The following is an 18,765-nucleotide window of genomic DNA, read 5'->3' on the forward strand; positions in this document are numbered from 1 at the left end:
ATTTTATCTTTTACTAGAAAATGGAAATGAATCGACCATTAACCGGCTGCACCCTTTCGGGTTCCTTTGATCATGTGGCAACAGATTTTGCCCCAATTGTCGCATCTCTACGCTATCAGGCCAGTGCATTAGGTTTAAACGTCATTTCAAACAATAACGATGCGATGGGCGTAGCGTTGTCATTTGAATTCACAACAACACGTACCCGGTCGGTTAGCTGTGATATTGCAAAATGGAGTGATGCTGCCAGACCGACTTCCATTACCGAAAACATTATTCAGGCAGCTTGTGGAATCATGTCGGTACATGGAAGAGTAAGTGGCGAACCGCGTCCGCTTGGATTGCAGTATGTATCAACTTTGACGGGAGCACTTGCGCTTCAGGGCTGTTTTGCTGCTGCACTGGGTCAATTGCGGGGCTTGTCTGTAACAAGCAGCAATATTTCAGTTGCATCCGCTGCATTACTAAGCATGGCACAGTATATAGCTGGCGCAACCGCAGCTGAAACACCAGAGACTATTTTGCCCGAAAGTATCTCTCATCCAGCGGCGCCTCCTTTCATGTCGTCGGATGGGTTTTGTTTTGAGCTTGAAACGCTTGATGTCGAGCCGTGGCAAAGATTCTGGGCACAGTTTGGTATTAGCTCGGCCGTGTCAGGAAAGGGATGGAATGCATTTTTGTTGCGCTATGCTAAGGCGATATCTCCGCTTCCCGATGAATTGGCCAGTGCGCTTACAAATCATACGTACCAACATATATCAGAAATATGTGCACGCACTGGAATGTCCATCTGCCCGTTACGCTCTGTAAAAGAAAGACAGCAGGATGAGCATTTTATGCATGAGTGGGTGCAGGGGCCATGGGCATTTGAATTTAGACCAAGTTTCAATAGCAGAAATACTATAAAAAAAGCTGAAAATAAACTTCCGTTAAGTGGTGTAACAGTTATTGAATCCTGCCGCCGGATTCAAGGCCCGCTTGCTGGTCATTTGCTTGCGCTTCTGGGTGCTGAAGTTATACGGATCGAGCCGCCGGGGGGAGATCCGCTTCGCGGAATGCCTCCCATGGCCGATGGTTGTTCCGTTCGGTTTGATGCACTCAATCGACTCAAAACGATCAGAGAGGTTGACATAAAGTCTTCAGCGGGAAAGGCGGAAATCAAGGAACTGGTTCGGTATGCAGATGTTTTTCTGCATAACTGGGCGCCAAATAAAGCGGCGCAACTGGGGCTTGATTATAGTGATTTCGTTGATCTGAATCCTGCATTGATCTATGCCTATGCGGCGGGTTGGTCGACAAATGGCAGCGCAGATCCATTCTTGAATTCAATACCGGGAACAGATTTTATGACACAAGCCTACTCGGGGGTTGCCAGAAAAATTTCTCAAGCCTGCGGTACTCGAGGTGGTTCTCTTTTTACAGTACTTGATGTGTTGGGGGGAGTTATTGCCGCTCAAGGCGCTACCGCAGCGCTACTTAAAAAAGATCTGGACAACGTGGGTGGCAAGGTGACCTCATCGTTGCTGAGCGCAGCAACGCTATTATGTATAGATGATTTTCCTGATTTTGATGTGTTAAACACCCACGTAAATTCAGAAAGCGTAATTAATGGTGTTTTTGCTACTCAACATGGAAAAATCGCAATTGAGTGTCCTGATCGCAACGCAGTATATCGTTTGGTTGATGCCCTGGGCATGACGAGCGAGCCTGATGTGGCTGGCTTTCAGCAGCATTTGGAGAGTTTGCTGCTTTCTAGAACAGCAGAAGAATGGCGCTTAATTCTTGAACGAGCGAATGTGCCTGTGGCTCATGTTGTTGAAGATCTTACGGTATTGCAAAATCAGATTCGCCTTCAGCAACAATTAAGTTCGGATTCCTATACCAAAGTGATGTCTCCCTGGAGTTTTAAATGAATCATGCAGGAATTATTGATCTGGTACCCACTGAGGTTCGTCGTCAGTGGATGCAGAATGGAATTTATCCAAATAAATCTGTCTATGAGCTTTTTCTGGAGCGTGCCTTGCAAACTCCCGATAAACCGGCAGTGGTTACGTTGTACGAAATAATTACTTATGCCGAGTTGCTGGACAAGGTAAAACGGCTTGCTGCCGCCTTCAAAATGCGTGGTGTTGTTACCGGAGATGTAGTTGCTTACCAGCTTCAGAATAATTGGCGAAGTTGCGCAATCGATCTGGCTGCATCATCGTTGGGTGCCATTGTGGCGCCTTTCCCACCCGGACGTGGGCTGCTTGATGTTCAATCTCTTCTAAGAAAATGTGATGCGCGCGTGATTATTGTAGAACAGGAATATGCGGGAGTGGATGTCTGCGAGCTCATTGAATCAATTCGGCCGACTTTGTTATCACTTCGTATACTCGTTGTAAATGGGAAAGCCAGAGATAACTGGTATGCATTGGATGATTTTTTTATGTCTGAGCCTCTTGAATCTGACCAATTTCCGGATACTTGTCCTGATTCTCCGGTTCGCTTTCTTATTTCGTCCGGAACAGAATCAGATCCAAAGTGGGTAGCATATTCCCATAACGCGCTTATAGGGGGAAGGGGGCGTTTTTTGGAGCGTATTCATCCGTCGGATGAAACTTTCCGAGGTCTATACCTGATGCCCTTGGGGACTGCTTTTGGTTCAACCGCTACATTTGGAATTTTATCCTGGCTTGGCGGAACCGTGATTTTATTACGCCAGTTCGATGTCGCTGCGGCCATTGATGCGATTGCAAAGTTGAAGCCGAACTATATTTTCGGTGTGCCAACGATGTTTCAGAGAATTGCTGCGGATCCTGAACTATTGAAAGCGGATACAACCAGTTTGATTGCCATTATCAGTGGCGGTGCAAAAATTGATGAAATTTCAATCCGCCGTTGTACTGATGCATTTCGATGCGGCTTTATCAGTCTATATGGGTCTGCCGATGGTGTGAATTGCCATACTACACTTGATGATGACCTGGAGGCAATATTACATAAGGCTGGCCGACCCAATCCTGGGGTTTGTGCCATCAAAATTGTTGACGATCAGAAACAGGAAATAACCCAGGGAGAAATTGGGGAAATTGCAGCTAGAGGTCCAATAAGTCCGATGCAATATGTTAATTCTCCTGATCTTGATGCATTGTATAGAGATGATGAAGGGTGGGTATACACAGGAGATCTGGGTTACATTGACAGCGATGGTTACCTGGTACTGTCGGGCCGGAAAAAAGAAATCATAATTCGCGGCGGTGTCAATATCAGTCCTGCACAGATAGAGAATATCGCGATATCCCACCCGGCTGTTGTCAGTGCTGTTTGTGTACCGGTTGCTGATCCGGATCTGGGGCATCGAGTATGTCTTTGCGTGGTATTGCAGGAAAGTGCCGTGCGTCCATCATTATCCCAATTTGCCAGCTATCTACTTGAGAAAGGACTGGAAACCAACAAGCTTCCAGAGTATTTGCGCTATTTTCGCCAGTTGCCACTCAATCCTGCTGGGAAAGTCGACAAGAAAAAACTGTCAGCAGAAGCTGTATTTTCAATGATTAATTAAGTCAAATCTAATTGAGGTTATTAAGCGTGCTCAGTGAAACAAAAAAGAAAGAACCTGCTGCATTGGCCAAATTACTTGCAAATGAAGTTAGAAATTTTATTGATGAATTGGTTATTCCGAATGAACAGCAGTTGTCGCGTAAAGGGCGTCGCGCATCCAGGATGATCTCCGAGCTTACGGATCAAGCACGTTCAGCAGGATTGTGGGGATTATTTTATCCCTATGAGTATGGTGGGAAAATCGACTCACTGGAGGATTATCTGGTAGTTGCAGAGCAAGAGGGTCGCACTGTATTTTCCCATGAGATTTTTGGCAGTCATACCGCATTAGACGCGCGAATGCTGCAGAAATTTGGTAATGAAACAATCTATACAAAATTTCTGAGACCAATGGCATCTGGAAATGCACGGCCCTGCTATGCCATGACCGAACCTGAGCACAGTGGTTCAGTGCCCGGATTAATTAGAGCATCAGCCTGTTTATCGAATGGCAATTGGCATATCAATGGTAGAAAATGGTTTGTGTCCAACGCGAATAATGCAACATTTGTGACTGTTTTGGTGCGTACAACAGAAGACGAGGTCGATATCAGAAAGACCCTTTCAATGATCATTGTTCCTGTCGAATCGCAGGGATTCAAAATAGAACGTCAAATTTCAGTAATGGATAGCTCGTTGAAGCAAAGTGAAATATCGTTCAATGAGGTGCAGGTGCCTGAATCGAATTTACTGGGTGTTTGTGGTGATGGCATTAATATGATGAATCACCGACTTGGTATTGGTAGATTATTGCGTTCTATGCATTGGGTAGGCTTGGCGCAACGATGCCTGGATATGATGGGGGCCAGAATTCATTCTCCGCGTGGTTCGACCGCGCGTCTCCAGGATAAACAACTCGTTCGTCAGCATATTGCCAAGGCTTATCATGCAATTGCAAGTGCCCGGGAAATGATCAGAGTAGCAGCCCGGGGTGTTGATACACAGTGCTCAAGTAATATCGAAATTAACATCGCCAAAATGGCGGCATCTCAGGCCCTGTGCGCTGCGTCCGATTCCGCCGTACAGATTTTTGGTGCTGAGGGCGTGAGTGAACTGACTCCTCTTTCAAACATTATTCGAATTGCGCGGACTACACGCATTCTTGACGGTACAGATGAATCGTTAATCAGTTCGGTAGGACGTCAGTTAATTGATTTCTATAAACATCAAGGTGTATATCATTTCAATTAACTGCGTATCTGTTATTTTCCAGACGCTGTTTCCAAAACACTCATCCTTGGCTGTTGATGGTCAGGGAAATTCTGAGATAACGAGCTTTGTATCAATATATCTGGTTTTATAACCATCATGATTAGAAAAACAAGTACTTTGCGAATAGAAAAATCAACCCTGACAGGGTATTTATTTATTGTTGTTCTGGTTTTTGCCATGGCTTTACCTATGCTGGTGTTGTATGCAATCAGTACGCTGGGACCGTTGCTGAGCCAGGATTTGGTCTTTGATAGCACTATGTTGGGTTATCTAGTAATGAGTTCATTTGGTCTGGCTGCTATTTTGTCACTATGGTCCGGGGCTATAGTTGATTTTTTTGGCACACGCAAGATGCTTTTGGTGATCTTTTTTACGATAGCGATAGCATTTATGCTTATTGCCAGCGTGCAAACTTTTGCTGGACTGATTATGGCTGTAGCTATTTGTGGTATTGCACAGGCCCTGGCCAACCCAGTTACAAATTTGCTTATTGCACAACAAGTTACTCAGGATAAAAAAGCAAGAATAGTGGGCATCAAGCAATCAGGTGTTCAACTGGCGGCCCTTTTTGCAGGCTTGTTATTGCCGGGTATTGCCCTGTTGTATGGCTGGCGCGCAGCTTTCTGGGCGATTGTGCCAGTCGCCATCTTATTTTGTTTTTCAACGTTTCTCGTTACACCAAAAGCACATGTCAGAATAACAAAGGGTTTTACATATACCTTTCCAAATTCGTTGCTGATGTGGTTAATGTGTATTCAGTTTTGCATGGGAATATCTCTTTCCGCCTATGTAACTTTTTTGCCGACCTTCGCAATTCAACAGGGTATGACACTTTTTATGGCGGATAGCTTAATCGCTGTATTTGGTGTTATGGGCATGCTGTCGCGAATTGTGCTGACCCCGGTGGGTGCAAAACTCAAGGATGAATCATGGCTGCTATGCATTCTTGCAGCCATCGCAGCGGGTGCCATAGTGTTTACTATGTATGCTGATATTGATAGACACGAATGGTTGTGGCTGGGTGCGGCGTGTGTTGGGCTCAGTGCGGTAGGTACGAACGCGATAGCTATGAGCATGGTGATCAGAGATTCAGCTTTTGGCACGGTAACCACTGCTTCCAGTTTTATTTCCGTCGCTTTCTTTGGCGGTTTTGCGCTGGGTCCTCCACTATACGCCATATTGGCGGATTATTCAGGCGGTTTCCTGCTAGGCTGGAAAATGCTGGTTGTCGTACTGGTTTGCGCTTGTGTTCTGGCGTTGGCATTGAATTCTGCCCGACGGCAAAGCGCGGAACGATTGACGGCGAAAACGATATGAGCTGTAGCGTGCAATCGAAAACCAGGGTTAATTTTTAAGAAATCTTACAATTTCGTGAGCAAACAGATCAGGTGCTGTTCTCATCGCGCTATGTTGCTGTCCTTGGAGAATTTCAATCCGACTGTTCGGGAGACTTTGAGAGAGCAGGTTGGCTGTATCGTAACGGCGAGCCGGACTGTCGCCGCCAAGTAAAAGCAACACTGGAATCTGAAGAAAACTGAATCGTTGAGGATTAAAAACATAATGATTGATACTTCTTAGTTCGCGCAATATCGTGCGGGATGTCGCTGTGCGTGCTTTCCAGCTGGGTCCTGCCTGCAATGCCATAAGCTCGGAGCGAGGTGTTTTGAGAATGTCACGGTAGAAAAGCAGCAGAACTTCTTCCCATTTTTCTGATTCATGCAGGATTTTCAGGTTTGTTTCAACTGTGGCTGACCAACCACTGCCGGTTAGCGAGATGGATGGTTCATAAAGAATCAGACTACGAATGTTTTCAGTTAAACGTGTGGCTTCTAATGCACAAAGTCCTCCGAAGGAGTGCCCAAGAAGATGAACGTTGGTGCCGATGGCGTCAATAACTGCTGCGACATCTTCGCATTCCCGTTCAAAGGCATAATGCCCGGAATCACCGCTGTCGCCGCGGCCACGCCGATCCATGGTCCATACGCTGAAGTGTCGTGCCAGTGCTGATACAGGTGACCAGGCGAGGTGGTCGCTGGTAGTGCCATGTATGAGTAAGAGCGCATCGCCCTTGCCCTGTTGCCAGCATGCGATAGATGTGCCGTCTTTGGAAGTTATGCGTTTCATAAAATGTGAAAACCAGCTTTGAATCTGAAATATTCAGCAATTGAAAAAAATTGATGTACCAATCTTAATCATATAGCTAATTGACATAAACAGCCAAGCAGCTTTTGAAATGAAATACAGCAAAACAAAATTCATGATTTTTTTAACAATAAGTATTCAAAAAAAGGCCGTTTCAAATTTATTAAGAAATTCAAAATTTCAGGTCCTGATCTGTGCAACTGGCATTTTCTTGTTTGTGAGTAACGTGCTGGCAACTGCTGATACAAGAGCCATGGGTCAGGTTAACAAACACCTTCGAATAGATGGTGAGCTTATGGGTAGTTATGAGCTATGGGATTTTTTCCGACCCGAGCCGGCAATTAACAATAATAATTCATATGATTTATGGGTTTTGCGAGCCCGACTGGGTGCGTTACTGACCACGTCCATCGTGGATGCGTATGCGCAAGCTCAATATATCGGTCTTTATGATCTTCCGAATGATTCAGTTGCAGTGCCGGGTGGGCCTTTGGGGCTGGGTGCGGGTTATTTTCATGCTAATCATCAATCTACAAATGTTCATGACATTTTTCTGAAACAAGGCTTTCTTAATTTCAAATTAGACGCGGCGGGCTTGCATGGGGCGTCCATAAAGTTAGGTCGTTTCGCATTTGCCGATGGGTTGGAATACAAATCCGGTGTTGCCAAATTTGATGCAATAAAACACAGGCGAATCGGGCAACGGCTCATTGGGGGATTTAATGCAATTTACGTGGGACGCAGTTTTGACGGCTTTTCAGCTGTTTACGATCAACCCGCATTCAATTGGACCATAAGTGGCTTGAGACCAACACAAGGCGCACTTTCGGCTGAAGGACAAAAGCAAATTGATGATATTAATCTGATATATACAGCGTTTACGGCAAAAAAAGATACCTTTATTCCGGGGGTTGAGGGGCGCTTGTTTTATATTAATTATGATGATGATCGCGATACGCAGGTGGTTGATAATCGTTCACTGGATGCCAGGCCCCGGTTAAGTGAGGAAAAAATTGATCTTCACACAGTAGGTGGGCATTTGCTTTCTCTGCAACAGCTGGGATCGGGCAGTATTGATAGCTTGCTGTGGGGTGCCTACCAGTTTGGTCGTTGGACCAACCAGGACCACCAGGCCTGGGCAATTTCCGCAGAGGTGGGTTATCAATGGACTCATTTGCCTTATAAACCATGGTTGCGTGCCATCTACTATCAGAGTTCGGGTGACGGCAATGCTGGAGACAATAAACATAAAACCTTTTTTTCCTTGGTCCCGAGCGGTCGAATATTTGCCAAATTTCCGTTTTTTGATCAAATGAATATTAGGGATGCATTTTTAGAAATGATTGTCACGCCGACTGAAAAAAGCCAGGTAAATATCAATTTGCATCATCTGACACTGACCAATGCGAACGATCTGTTATATCGTGGATTGGGTGCATCGACAAAATCAGGTGCATTTGGTTATGCAGGCCAGTTGTCAGGTGGGAGTAACGATGTTGGCCAATTGGTCGACATCAGTTTTCTATACACATTCAATAAACAAATATCGATGAGATTGTATTACGGGCGTGCTTTCGGGGGCAGTGTGATTAAAAACAATTTTAAAGGAAAAAATAATGCCAATTCTTTCTGGGCGGATTTCAGTCTCTCATTCTGAAAATAGTCCGCTTTATGTTAATTCCAGCATGACTCATCCACTCCTCAGTCTAAAGGAAATAGAACTGGCGATTGAGATGCTGATTAATCGCATGGACCACATTGATTCCATTTGTGACAATAATTTTCCACTCTTCTCGCCTGACGCGGCCGGTCATTGGGTGACCTCCCAAGGAGGTTCATGGATTGGCGGATTCTGGAGTGGTTGGTGGTGGTTGCGTGCGCATGTCACAAAATCAAGGTCTGATCTTGTTAAAGCTGGCGAGATCTGCCGGCGCTTATCACCCAAGTTGGATGTTGATTCAATCAATCGAAGCTTTGTTTTCTGGTATGGATCTGCGTTAGGAAGCAACTGGTTTGGTGATATGAATGCACAAACGCAGGTAAAAAGCGCAATTACTGCCATCGCAGCGACTTACAACCCAGAGCTGGAATGTTTTCCGCTGGGGGCGGCGATGGGGGGAGGGGAAAAGGGTGAGCGATCTATTTCAATAGATAGTCTGGCGGCGCTTATTCAACTGCTTGGCAGCGGTGCAGATGAACAGCATGAAATTCAGACTATGTTACGCCGTCACGTAGATACCATTCTGGGATACTGTTGCGATACACAAAATCAAGGTGCATTTCACGCTTTGGCTTCTTACAGCCGAAGAAAATTTACACCATTGGATAATGCAGGTGTGTGGTCACGTGGCCAGGCATGGGCCATGCTGGGTCTAAGCCGGGCAGCAGCTAGGTGGGGAGAGCCTTATGTAACGTATGCTCAGACTGCTTGTGAATACTGGAAAAATTCACGGACCGATTCGTTACCGTCAAATTATCTGAACGGTTCAGATAAACTTTTGGACCCCTCATCAGCTGTGATTGCCTCGTTGGCAATGATTTCACTTGCCGATCAGATACAGGAAGGTGATCAGTGGTTTATGAATGCTCATAAATTAATCACTGATGTTATTTATAGTCAATATTTTACCGGCTTTCAGGGTAATGAAGTTCAAGGAGAAAAACAGAATACGGATTCTGGAATATTCCAGGGATGCTGTTACAGAACGAGTCCAGGTAAAGAAGAACTGGTAGAAACACCTTGGGGTAGTTTTTTTCTGATGGCTGCGCTCTGCGCACTTGCTCGGATTATTAAACCGGAGGATGTTTAAGCATCCTGGTCTTGACAAAGTTTGATCCTGTAAGCTGGAGTATTTTCTATCTTTAAACCCGACATAAGAACTGAAAATTTACATTTTTTTATCTTTTTTATAACGTATGGAAAATCAAATGGTGAAAAATAATATGGTAGGTAATTTATTATTGTTAATCGGGCAGATTCAGCTGGGCTTGGTTCTCTTGGTTTCAGGCATTGCGCCGTCTCTCGTAACTGCGGCTGATATGCATCAGAAACCTTTGTTGCTGCATGCATCACGTGTTTTTGATGGTAATCAGATCAGAACCAATCTATCTATACTTATCAAAAACGGACAAGTTTCACAAATCGAGAGACGCGAGCTGCTGTTAGTTGACGAGGACGTGAAAATTATCGAACTGGGTGACGCAACCATACTTCCTGGCTTGATTGAACTGCACGCGCATTTGGCCTATCGGAAGGTTCCGCCTGAGATTGTTCTGGAACATGGAATTACAACAATACGGGATCTGGGTGGGCCCGTGCATGCACCTTATGGCGGCAATGGCAGTTTGCGCGTTTTGACATCCGGGCCTATTATTACAGCGCCCGATGGTTATCCTATTTCGAATCTTGGTGCTACCAATATTGCTCGGGCTGTTTCCTCTGAAGAAGAAGCGCGGAAAACTGTCCGTGATCTTGTCAGCGCTGGTGCCGTCGTCATTAAGGTTGCACTTGAGCCTGGAGGAGAAGTGGGTGCGCCGTGGTCTGTGCATCATGGTCATGGAAAACATGCTCATGATGATGAACAGCATGCCCATGCACCTGGCAAGCAAGTAAAACATCACCAACATTCTAGTGATATCCATCATTCTCCCAAATCAAGACAGGCATGGCCATTACTGTCGGAAAAAATTGTAACAGCGATCGTCAGTGAGGCGCACCATAATAATCGCAGGGTAAGCGCGCATATTGCGGAAGAAAAGGGGGCACGAATTGCATTAAATGCTGGCGTGGATGAATGGGCTCACATGCCTTGTGACGTAATTCCTGAAGCATTACTTAAACAGGCGGTGTCACAAAATGTGAAAATCGTGACCACAATCGATACGTTATCCAAATGTACCGGAATTGAGCGTAATACAAGAACATGGTCAGCATTGGGCGGAGAAATATTGTACGGAGCGGAAATTGCTCATCCTGAAATTCCATGGGGCATTAACACACAGGAGCTTATGTATATGATGCAATTCACAGGCATGCAACTTGTCGATACCTTGCGAACTGCGACATCTCTGGCTGGTGAACATATAGGCCTGTTCCCAAAGTTAGGTACTATTCAACTGGGTGCGCCGGCAGATATTGTTGCAGTGAAAGGCGATCTTGCGCTTGACATAAAAAAACTGGAATACCCTGATCTTGTCATTTCAGGTGGTCAAATTATCGTCAACAAATTTTTAAATTAAGTCAGCTGACTGTCCTTTAAATTGACAAGTAAGACTGGTTGCGCCTTAATTGCGTGTAGAGCAGAAATAATGCGCAGGCCGGTTCATTTTCGCATCCAGAGCCATACTATTAAAGACAACACAATTGAAATTAATATGCCTGTCGTCAATGGAAAATAAAATGTAAAATTTTCCTTTTCAATGTAGATATCACCCGGCAGACGGCCGAACGGCAGCTTGGACAGCAATGGCCATGCTATGCCCACAATGAGTAAAATAATTCCCAGTGTAATGAACAGTCGTTGCATAGTGTTGTTATGATATAAACAGATGCTCATACTATCAAACGGTTCTTGTATACTCAACTGATGGCAAAGTCGATTTCCAAACCGATAGCGAGGCTGTTGTTGTTTGGCTATGGCAACCCGGGCCGGGGCGATGACGTTTTGGGTCCGATTTTTGTGGAAAAAGTTTCTCAATTAAAGTTAACGGGCATGAGCTGTCAGCATGATATGCAATTATTGGTTGAGCATGTAACAGATCTGGATGAACATGATCAGATATTATTTGTCGATGCGGACATGATTTGCAAAGAGCCATTTGAGTTTTCTACAATCAAAGCGCAAAAAGATGCGAGTTACACCAGCCATGCGCTGACGCCCGAGGCACTGCTATACGCTTATCAACAGGTTTATAGGCGTGGTGCACCTGAGGCTTTCCTGTTGCGAATTCGCGGTTATCGTTTTGCCTTGGGAAACAAGCTCAGTAATAAAGCAGCGGATAATTTGAACGTTGCTATTCAATTTTTTTGTCAGCGGCATATGTTACGTCCATGAAAAATTTATGAGACTTTGCAAGGTATTTTCTCAATATACATGTGCTGTTGTTCATTTCGACTGCGCAAATGTTTATTGGTAATGTTTTGCATAATGGTTGAGATTGCAATAGATTAACGAGCTTTGATGCATGCATGAATTGTCGCTTGTGGAAAATATGCTGCAGATTATCGAGGATGCGGCTGCCGAACAGGGGTTTGCCCAGGTAAAAACGATATGGATGGAGGTTGGGCAATTGTCTTGTGTGGAGAAGAATGCACTACGTTTTTGTTTTTCCGTGGTTGTTGACGGCACAATAGTGCAACATGCAAAGCTTGAAATCATCGACGTTGCCGGAAGCGCCTGGTGCGAACATTGTCATTGTGAGGTGGCAATAAGCGCACGTTATGATACATGTCCTGAGTGCGGCGCTTATACAACTAAAGTAATTCGCGGTGAAGAAATACGGATCAAGGAGTTGGAAGTGGAATGAGGAGGACATAAGATGTGCACAACGTGTGGCTGTGGTACGGATCAGGTGCAGTTGAATGGAGAAAACCTGCATTGCCATGAACGCGATAATACCGGTGAGCATCATTATCATGCGCATGGACCCGGTGCGAGTACATCGCGTATGGTCCGAATTGAACGCGATATTCTGTCTAAGAATAACCGGTATGCGAATGATAATCGCGAGTATTTGGCTAAGAACGCGATTTTTATGCTGAATCTGGTGTCGAGTCCGGGCTCGGGAAAAACCACATTACTGATTGAAACCATTAAGGCATTGCAACACAGCTTGTCAATCGCGGTGATTGAAGGCGACCAGCAGACGGACCAGGATGCGGCACGCATCCGTGCTACAGGTGTGCCTGCGCTGCAGATCAATACCGGTAAGGGTTGTCACCTCGATGCACATATGGTGAGACATGCCATGCAGCAACTGAATTTACAGAACAACAGCCTGCTGTTTGTTGAAAATGTAGGCAATCTGGTTTGTCCTGCCGGTTTTGACCTCGGTGAGGCGCATAAAGTTGTTATCCTGTCAGTCACCGAAGGCGAAGATAAACCGCTCAAGTATCCTGACATATTTCATGCGGCCGATCTCATGTTGCTGAACAAATGCGATTTGCTGCCATATCTGTCATTTGACGTCGAACGGGTAATCGAATATGCACGCCGCATCAACCCAGCACTACAAATCATTCAAATATCCGCTGCCCAGGGAACCGGTATGCATGGATGGATAGAGTGGATTAAAGCCGGTCAGCTTTCCGTTAGAACCGATAAGACGGAAAGAGTGGCAGCACTGCCACTGCATTCCAGTGACTGATGTAGCGCCATTGTTCACCACTGTTATTCAACTGCCAATAAGCGCGCCACCTGTTCTGGCTTGTGGTGCATGGTTGAAAAACCGGCTGTGTCTTACCCGCGGCAATGAGGCGTATCTTTCGCCTGTCATTGGCGATCTGAGCAGCGCGCAAGCCCGGCACAAGCTAAATGAAATTGCCGGGAAAATGTGCTGCATGCTGGGAGTCGCACCTGAAATGACTGTGCATGATCTGCATCCTGACTTTTACAGTACCGAATTTGCTTGTACATTTGCTGAACGGTACCAGATTCCAGCGCTTGCCGTGCAACATCATCACGCGCATATCGCAGCGATCTGCGCTGAACATCAAATCACTGATCCGGTGCTGGGATTGGCGCTGGATGGTTTCGGACTTGGAACCGATCATACATCCTGGGGTGGAGAATTATTATTGGTCGACGGCGCCCATTTTTACCGCATTGGCCATCTGGCGCCAATTGCGCTGCCGGGTGGCGACCGTGCGGCGCAAGAACCCTGGCGTGTCGCAGCGGCTGTGCTAGCAAAGCTGGGCCGCGGCCATGAAATCACACAACGTTTTTCCGGACAGCCTGCAGCGGCGGCTGTTGCCACTATGCTGCAAAAGAATATGAACTGTCCGCAAACCTCCAGTATGGGGCGACTATTTGATGCGGCGGCTGGTTTGTTCGGTGTGAATCTGATTCAATCCTATGAAGCGCAGGCCGCTACTTGTCTGCAGCAATTGGCTGAGCAAAATGGCCCGGTAAAGGCGCTTGCGAATGGTTATTGGATAACCGAAGAGAATTTACTGGATTTTTCGCCATTGCTAACGGTATTGGCGGACTATGGAAATTTGGAACACGATGTGACCGGGGCTGCGGCAGTGTTTCATGCGACACTGAGCGCTGGATTGTCTGAATGGGTGAAACTGGCCGCACGGCGAAATGATATTACCCGGCTTGCCCTGGGAGGTGGTTGCTTTCATAATACAGTTTTGTTGCAAGGGCTCATGGATAAATTCGACGGCAGCTCCGTAACGCTTTTTGCCGCGCAAAAATTGCCACCGGATGATGGTGCTATTGCCTTGGGGCAGGCGTGGGTCGCAATACAACGATTAAGGAATAATAGGAATCAATGAATAACTACGTACAACGCTTTTTACTTGAAAATCTGGATATCCGGGGTGCGGTGGTGCATCTGGACAGTGTTTGGCAGAAAATGCTGAAAGACCGAAGATATCCTGATCCGGTTATGCAATTACTCGGTGAGATGAGTGCCACAACATTGCTGTTGGGCGATCAACTCAAACAAACAGGCCGATTGACTGTGCAGTTGAAAGGTGATGGACCGATTTCCATGCTGGTTATCGATTGCGATGACAGCCTGCATTTGCGCGGTATGGCGAAATATGCAGCAGACGTGACAGCGCAACCTGTACCTGATTTATTGGGACATGGTCAGTTGGTATTGACTTTGGATATGCTGTCCATGCGCGAGGCCTATCAGAGTATTGTACCGCTCAATGGCGATACAATTGCCGAAATCTTTGAACATTACTTCAAACAATCCGAGCAGTTGCCCTCACGGCTTTTTCTGACAACTTCAGATCACGCTATTTTTGGAATCTTGTTGCAAAAGCTACCTGATGCCGACCAACTGGACCCCGATGGCTGGACGCGCGTGGAAGCGCTGACTGCAACTGCTCAGAGTCGTGCCATGTTTGAGCTGACTGCTGAAGAAATTCTCACCCGCTTGTTTGTTGAAGAAACTATTCGAATTTTTGATGCGCAGTCAGTTAGTTATGGATGTCATGAAGATCCGACGAAAATCTATGACATGTTGCAATCACTGGGTCGTGAAGAAGTCAATGCCATTTTGCGTGAATGTGGCGAAGTGGTTGTGCATGATGATATCTGTAATCGGGAGTATCGTTTTGATGCTTTCGCTATTGATGCCATTTTTCGTGAGGCCGGACCAACGATTCATTGACGCATTGAGAGCGATGCAGTCTGGTCTTGTAATACCTGTCTCCCTGGACGGCGGATATCGGTCAGCTTGTGCCTGTATAATGCCATGAAAAAAAATAAAATAATCGTCAATGATTTGATGCAGAAGAATTATGTTTATTATCTGACCGAACCGATAGGGAAAAACTTTCGCGCGGAATTCCTGCCCGAGCTAACTCCCAAACAAATGCTGAAAATGGGCGTTTTCGGTGGGAAATATATGACAGACTGTAAGCGGGAGTACCCAGAGGATTGGTTTGCGGATGTCCGGCTTTGTCATCAATATCATAATCCCGAATTTAATTTTTTTGGTGTTAACGCTTCGCAATCTTTAGCAATCTGGCGGGAAAAAGGCTGGATTTTCGCGGAAGATCCAAGGGGCTGGTTTCAGTGGTATTGTAGATACTTCATGGGTAGAAGGTGTTCCGATGATATGCGTCAAATTAAGAGGTGGAAGGCGATGAAGCGGCACGCCGCTCAGATCAGGAAGCATTGCCTGAAGGGTGACCTGAATTGTCGCTCAAGGCAAAGACAGGCTTTACTTAACTGGGCCTATGACAGCAGGAATATTTAGCAGGTTATTGAAAAACTATCTGCGTGGCCGCTCTGGCGTTAAAAACAGGCTCAAAGTGCTCATGTATTATGCATAAGCTCCACTTTCTCACTTGTTTTTGTCTCTCATCGTCTGTCTCGAAAATATTTTTCAACGTTCTGTTAGTGATAACGTGCTTTTTTGATTTTATAATTTCCTACGTAAATGAAATTTACGGCGACCTGTATACGTTATTGTGAGCATCGGGAGTTCAACGTTTAATAAAAAAATCAGTTAGAATACGATTTTTTATTGATTTTTTTTCGGGAGTCTCTGGATGTCAATGGCTGATCGTGATGGCGTTATTTGGTATGACGGCGAAATGGTTCCCTGGCGGGATGCCAATACGCATGTGCTGACCCATACGCTTCATTATGGAATGGGGGTATTTGAAGGGGTGCGTGCCTACGAGACTGCGCAAGGACCGGCGATCTTTCGGCTACAAGAACATACAGACCGGCTTTTCAATTCGGCGCATGTCTTTATGATGAAGATGCCGTACGACAAAGCAACTTTATTGCAGGCGCAATGTGAAGTCGTCAAGCAGAACAATCTGGCTTCCGGTTATATTCGTCCGATTGTTTTTTTTGGTTCTGAAGCCATGGGGCTTTCGGCGACGACGCTGTCTGTACATGTCGCAGTGGCTGCGTGGTCATGGGGTACTTATCTGGGCGCTGATAGTCTGGAAAACGGTATTCGTGTCAAAACATCTTCATTTACGCGACATCATGTCAACATTAATATGTGCCGTGCGAAATCGGTAGCCACCTATGCCAATTCAATACTCGCCCATCAGGAAGTGGCACAGAATGGCTATAACGAAGCACTGCTGCTGGATGTGGAGGGCTATGTCGCAGAGGGACCCGGGGAAAATATATTTATTGTTAAAAATGGAAAAATTTTTACGCCAGACCTGACCTCCTGCCTGGAAGGCATTACCCGTGCCTCGGTCATTGAACTGGCAACGGAATTAGGTATTCCTGTAATTGAAAAGCGTATTACGCGAGATGAAGTTTATTGTGCGGATGAAGCATTTTTTACCGGCACTGCAGCTGAAGTCACACCCGTTCGGGAACTTGATAACCGATTGATCGGCAGCGGTAAACGCGGGCCGATTACCACCCAGCTGCAAATGTTGTTCTTCGATTGCGTAAAGGGCAAGAATAATAACCATAGTGATTGGCTTACTTATGTAAAATAAGCCGTATTGGAGCGTACTGTTATGAATCAACAAACTGATAGTAAAGAAAGAGAAATTGAAATTACAACTGACGATTTGCCACTGCATTGTCCAACACCTGCAATGAAACTCTGGAATACGCATCCGCGGGTTTATCTGCCAATAGAAAAAACAGGTGAGGCCTTGTGTCCTTATTGTGGCACACATTATACCCTCAAGGGCGGTGCGCTTGCCGGGCATCACTAGTTCAACATTGTTAACCCATTGATCAGTTGGACTTATTAATATGAATGATGATCTGATACAATCTGTGCCACATGAAATTTTCAAAGCCTACGATATTCGTGGCATCGTCGATAAGACTTTGACAATCGCGCATGTTGAAAAAATCGGGCACGCCATCGGTTCTGAAGCGCGCACACGACAATTGACATCCATTGCCGTGGGGCGTGATGGCCGACTTTCTGGAGTGTCACTTTCAGAAGCGCTTACGAAAGGTATACTGAAGAGCGGTATCAATGTTGTCGATGTCGGTATGGTGGCTACACCCATGCTTTATTTTGCAGCGCATGAGTTGTGTGGTTATTCCGGCGTGATGGTGACCGGTAGTCATAATCCACCGGAATACAACGGTTTTAAAATTGTGCTGGGTGGCGAGACATTGGCGGCGGAGACCATACAGGCGCTGCGGCTGCGCATTGAAAATAACGATTTGAAGCAGGGTGACGGTCATTATTCCAGACATGACATCCAGGAAACTTATCTTAAGCGTATCGTTGATGATGTCAAACTTGATCGCCCAATGAACATTGTGGTTGATTGCGGAAACGGGGTCGCCGGCGCATTTGCTCCCACACTTTATCGCATGCTGGGTTGTGAAGTAATTGAATTGTTTTGTGATGTTGACGGTACATTCCCCAATCACCACCCCGATCCATCGGTACCGGATAATCTGCGTGATGTAATCCATGCACTGGCTACGACAGATGCTGAAATCGGGCTTGCTTTTGACGGCGACGGTGACAGACTTGGTATTGTTACCAAAGCGGGAAATATTATTTATCCGGATCGTCAGTTGATGTTATTTGCAGCCGATGTGTTGTCAAGAAACCCTGGTGGTCAGATTATTTTTGATGTGAAATGCACGCGTAATCTGGCACCTTGGATCAAGCAGCATAACGGTGTGCCCATCATGTGGAAAACCGGACATTCTTTTATTAAAGCAAAATTAAGAGAAACAAATGCATTACTGGCGGGTGAGATGAGTGGGCACTTCTTTATCAAAGAGCGGTGGTATGGTTTTGATGATGGCTTGTACGCGGGCGCGCGTCTGCTCGAGTTGCTCAGCCATGCCGAAAATATTGACGCAATACTGCACGATCTTCCAGATTCGATCAATACGCCTGAATTGCAAATCAAGGTCGAAGAAGGCGAAAACCATGTATTAATTGCCGCGCTACAGCAAAATGCCAGTTTTGATGATGCGCAGCAGATCATTACCATTGATGGACTACGGGTTGAATATGAGGACGGATTTGGTCTGGCACGGGCATCAAATACTACGCCCGTCGTCGTGCTGCGCTTTGAAGCAGAAAATGAACTCGCGCTCAAGCGAATCCAGCAGGATTTTCGTGACAATATTCAACGAATAAAACCGGACATGGTTTTACCCTTTTAGCAGATTGTGA

At 45.8% G+C, this 18,765-nt stretch carries 18 protein-coding genes; 16 read left to right on the plus strand and 2 right to left on the minus strand.

Going from position 1 to position 18,765, the window contains the following annotated elements; genetic code table 11:
* Positions 1-26 precede the first annotated feature (26 nt).
* The 4 genes from C8R11_RS10925 to C8R11_RS10940 all read left to right on the plus strand — a co-directional run bounded on the left by C8R11_RS10925 (position 27) and on the right by C8R11_RS10940 (position 6,111).
* Entirely contained in the window at positions 27-1,913 is a 1,887-nt protein-coding gene (locus C8R11_RS10925) for a CoA transferase (RefSeq protein WP_107795783.1), read from the plus strand.
* On the plus strand, positions 1,910-3,544 hold the full coding sequence (locus C8R11_RS10930) for a class I adenylate-forming enzyme family protein (RefSeq protein ID WP_107795725.1): 1,635 nt from the start codon (positions 1,910-1,912) through the stop codon (positions 3,542-3,544). Before C8R11_RS10925 ends, C8R11_RS10930 begins: the two co-directional genes overlap by 4 nt.
* 26 nt (positions 3,545-3,570) lie before the next feature.
* The gene (locus tag C8R11_RS10935) at positions 3,571-4,773 is read left to right on the plus strand and encodes an acyl-CoA dehydrogenase family protein (protein WP_107795726.1); all 1,203 of its coding nucleotides are present in this window, start codon (positions 3,571-3,573) and stop codon (positions 4,771-4,773) included.
* A gap of 117 nt (positions 4,774-4,890) precedes the next feature.
* Positions 4,891-6,111: an MFS transporter gene (locus C8R11_RS10940; RefSeq protein ID WP_107795727.1), complete on the plus strand. Its 1,221-nt coding sequence runs from the start codon at positions 4,891-4,893 to the stop codon at positions 6,109-6,111.
* Positions 6,112-6,138: 27 nt separating this feature from the next.
* On the opposite strand, the gene C8R11_RS10945 is transcribed toward C8R11_RS10940, so the two are convergent.
* Positions 6,139-6,918: an alpha/beta fold hydrolase gene (locus C8R11_RS10945; RefSeq protein WP_107795728.1), complete on the minus strand. Its 780-nt coding sequence runs from the start codon at positions 6,916-6,918 to the stop codon at positions 6,139-6,141.
* Between the two features lie 109 nt (positions 6,919-7,027).
* On the opposite strand from C8R11_RS10945, the gene C8R11_RS10950 reads away from it, so the two are divergent.
* The 3 genes from C8R11_RS10950 to C8R11_RS10960 all read left to right on the plus strand — a co-directional run bounded on the left by C8R11_RS10950 (position 7,028) and on the right by C8R11_RS10960 (position 11,175).
* Positions 7,028-8,593 (plus strand): alginate export family protein, encoded by a 1,566-nt coding sequence (locus tag C8R11_RS10950; RefSeq protein WP_244907638.1) that lies wholly within the window; start codon positions 7,028-7,030, stop codon positions 8,591-8,593.
* The gene (locus C8R11_RS10955; RefSeq protein ID WP_244907639.1) at positions 8,553-9,746 is read left to right on the plus strand and encodes a glucuronyl hydrolase; all 1,194 of its coding nucleotides are present in this window, start codon (positions 8,553-8,555) and stop codon (positions 9,744-9,746) included. The genes C8R11_RS10950 and C8R11_RS10955 overlap by 41 nt, the downstream gene beginning before the upstream one ends.
* A 118-nt stretch (positions 9,747-9,864) precedes the next feature.
* Positions 9,865-11,175, plus strand: a complete 1,311-nt coding sequence (locus C8R11_RS10960; RefSeq protein ID WP_244907640.1) for an amidohydrolase family protein — start codon at positions 9,865-9,867, stop codon at positions 11,173-11,175.
* Positions 11,176-11,258: 83 nt separating this feature from the next.
* On the opposite strand, the gene C8R11_RS10965 is transcribed toward C8R11_RS10960, so the two are convergent.
* On the minus strand, positions 11,259-11,462 hold the full coding sequence (locus C8R11_RS10965) for a DUF2905 domain-containing protein (protein WP_107795729.1): 204 nt from the start codon (positions 11,460-11,462) through the stop codon (positions 11,259-11,261).
* Between the two features lie 60 nt (positions 11,463-11,522).
* Between C8R11_RS10965 and C8R11_RS10970 the strand changes: the two genes are divergently transcribed.
* From C8R11_RS10970 to C8R11_RS11010, 9 genes are all read left to right on the plus strand, one after another.
* Positions 11,523-11,990 (plus strand): hydrogenase maturation protease, encoded by a 468-nt coding sequence (locus tag C8R11_RS10970; RefSeq protein ID WP_244531810.1) that lies wholly within the window; start codon positions 11,523-11,525, stop codon positions 11,988-11,990.
* A gap of 130 nt (positions 11,991-12,120) precedes the next feature.
* The gene (hypA, locus tag C8R11_RS10975) at positions 12,121-12,462 is read left to right on the plus strand and encodes a hydrogenase maturation nickel metallochaperone HypA (protein ID WP_107795730.1); all 342 of its coding nucleotides are present in this window, start codon (positions 12,121-12,123) and stop codon (positions 12,460-12,462) included.
* 12 nt (positions 12,463-12,474) lie between these two features.
* Positions 12,475-13,302 carry a hydrogenase nickel incorporation protein HypB gene (hypB, locus tag C8R11_RS10980; protein WP_107795731.1) on the plus strand — a complete coding sequence of 276 codons (828 nt, stop codon included), beginning with the start codon at positions 12,475-12,477 and terminating at the stop codon, positions 13,300-13,302.
* Positions 13,295-14,437, plus strand: a complete 1,143-nt coding sequence (locus tag C8R11_RS10985) for a Kae1-like domain-containing protein (protein WP_107795732.1) — start codon at positions 13,295-13,297, stop codon at positions 14,435-14,437. Before hypB ends, C8R11_RS10985 begins: the two co-directional genes overlap by 8 nt.
* Positions 14,434-15,288, plus strand: a complete 855-nt coding sequence (hslO, locus tag C8R11_RS10990; RefSeq protein ID WP_090698178.1) for an Hsp33 family molecular chaperone HslO — start codon at positions 14,434-14,436, stop codon at positions 15,286-15,288. The genes C8R11_RS10985 and hslO overlap by 4 nt, the downstream gene beginning before the upstream one ends.
* 84 nt (positions 15,289-15,372) lie before the next feature.
* Positions 15,373-15,879, plus strand: coding sequence for a hypothetical protein (locus C8R11_RS10995; protein ID WP_107795733.1), 507 nt, complete (start codon positions 15,373-15,375; stop codon positions 15,877-15,879).
* 295 nt (positions 15,880-16,174) lie between these two features.
* Positions 16,175-17,098 (plus strand): branched-chain amino acid transaminase, encoded by a 924-nt coding sequence (locus C8R11_RS11000; protein WP_107795734.1) that lies wholly within the window; start codon positions 16,175-16,177, stop codon positions 17,096-17,098.
* A 21-nt stretch (positions 17,099-17,119) separates the two neighbouring features.
* Positions 17,120-17,323, plus strand: coding sequence for a zinc-finger domain-containing protein (locus C8R11_RS11005; RefSeq protein WP_090698185.1), 204 nt, complete (start codon positions 17,120-17,122; stop codon positions 17,321-17,323).
* Between the two features lie 40 nt (positions 17,324-17,363).
* The gene (locus C8R11_RS11010; protein ID WP_107795735.1) at positions 17,364-18,755 is read left to right on the plus strand and encodes a phosphomannomutase/phosphoglucomutase; all 1,392 of its coding nucleotides are present in this window, start codon (positions 17,364-17,366) and stop codon (positions 18,753-18,755) included.
* Positions 18,756-18,765: the final 10 nt, after the last annotated feature.

It is taken from the genome of Nitrosomonas aestuarii, assembly GCF_003046585.1.
Classification (GTDB): domain Bacteria; phylum Pseudomonadota; class Gammaproteobacteria; order Burkholderiales; family Nitrosomonadaceae; genus Nitrosomonas; species Nitrosomonas aestuarii.